Origin of the sequence: Bradyrhizobium yuanmingense (assembly GCF_029167105.1) — a bacterium.
In the GTDB taxonomy this organism is placed as follows: Bacteria; Pseudomonadota; Alphaproteobacteria; order Rhizobiales; family Xanthobacteraceae; genus Bradyrhizobium; species Bradyrhizobium yuanmingense_A.
The window spans coordinates 1-1,083 of record NZ_JARFML010000120.1 but is presented as its reverse complement, the minus strand read 5'-3'; the positions used below and the strand labels follow the sequence as shown (position 1 = coordinate 1,083).

Here is a 1,083-nt window from a genome sequence, read left to right as displayed (position 1 = left end):
TGAACAGGTGAGCGTGGCCGATCTGGCGCAGCGCTACGAGGTGCATCCCAACCAGATTTATTCCTGGAAGAAGCAACTGCTGGATCAGGCGGCCAGAGCTTTCGATCCCGCTGGGGAGGCGGCGGACGTTGGTCGCGACCGTGAGATCGAGAAGCTGCATGCCAAGATCGGGCAGTTGGTCGTGGAGCGGGATTTTTTAGCGAAGAGGTCCGGAAGATGAGTGTCCCGGACCGCAGGGCGAAGCTCGACCGCGCGCATGGCGTGCTGTCGATCCGCCACCAGTGCCGGCTGCTCGGGCTGTCGCGCTCGGGCGTTTACCGGACGCCGCAGCCGGCCAATGACGACGATCTGACGCTGATGCGCCAGATCGACGAACTGTTCACCGCGCGGCCGTTTCTGGGCTCGCGGCGGATGGCGTGGCTGCGAGGATGGCGTTCCGATCAACCGCAAGCGCGTGCAGCGGCTGATGCGCAAGATGGGGATCGAGGCACTGGGGCCGAAGCCGCGCACCAGCAAGCCTGCGCCGGGGCACCTGATCTATCCCTATCTGCTGCGCGGCATGACCATCGACCGGCCGAACCAGGTCTGGGCGACCGACATCACCTACATCCCGATCGGACGCGGCTTCCTCTATCTGGTGGCTGTGATCGATTGGGCGAGCCGGGCCGTGCTGAGCTGGCGCCTGTCCAATACGATGGACGTGTCGTTCTGCATCGAGGCCCTGGAGGAGGCGCTGGCGCGGTTCGGCAAGCCGCAAATCTTCAACACCGATCAGGGCAGCCAGTTCACCAGCGCGGCCTTCACCGGCGTGCTGGAGGCCGCCGGCATTCGGATCTCGATGGACGGTCGCGGCCGCTGGATGGACAATGTGTTCATCGAACGGCTGTGGCGCAGCCTCAAGCACGAGGACGTCTATCTCAAATTCTATGCCGACGGCAAAGAGCTGCACGCGGGCCTCGCCGACTGGATCGCCTTTTATAACGAGGAGCGCCCGCACCAGGCACACGGCTATCGCACCCCGATGGCGGTCTGGCGCGCCGGCGCTACAGCAAAGGCTGTGGACATGGTGGACAACGCCGAAGA

At 64.5% G+C, this 1,083-nt stretch carries 1 pseudogene; it reads left to right on the top strand.

Annotated elements, in window-relative coordinates:
- Positions 1–1,083 (top strand): annotated as a pseudogene (locus tag P0R31_RS41310) (IS3 family transposase); the annotation flags it as partial.